The organism is Adlercreutzia equolifaciens, from assembly GCF_029076695.1.
GTDB classification, from domain to species: domain Bacteria; phylum Actinomycetota; class Coriobacteriia; order Coriobacteriales; family Eggerthellaceae; genus Adlercreutzia; species Adlercreutzia equolifaciens_A.
In genome coordinates this window covers 1-292 of record NZ_JARFIK010000535.1, presented here as the reverse complement: position 1 = coordinate 292, position 292 = coordinate 1, and the positions used below count along the sequence as shown (strand labels likewise).

Annotated in this window: 1 protein-coding gene; it reads left to right on the top strand. The window is 39.7% G+C overall.

The annotated features are described in order from the left end of the window. Positions 1-292 (top strand): hypothetical protein (locus tag PZH32_RS13505; protein ID WP_428994062.1); only part of this gene is annotated, 292 nt, incomplete at both ends.

Sequence of the window (292 nt, the reverse complement as noted above, 5' to 3'; positions counted from 1 at the left end):
CAAGGCAGTTCCATCAAAAACAACGATGCCTATTTTAGAGTGCATTCTGATCGACGCTTCTACTGATGAGATCAAGCTGACTGCCAACGATATGGAGCTCGGCATTGAGACAAAAGTTGAAGGTGATATCCTTGAAAAAGGTAAAATTGCACTGGATGCAAAGCTTTTTTCTGAAATCGCAAGAAAATTATCCGATTCAGATTCCCTTGTAACCATCGAATCTGATGAAAAATTCAATACTGTGATCACCTGTGAGAACTCTGTATTCAAAATTCAGGGCAAAGATGGAGAG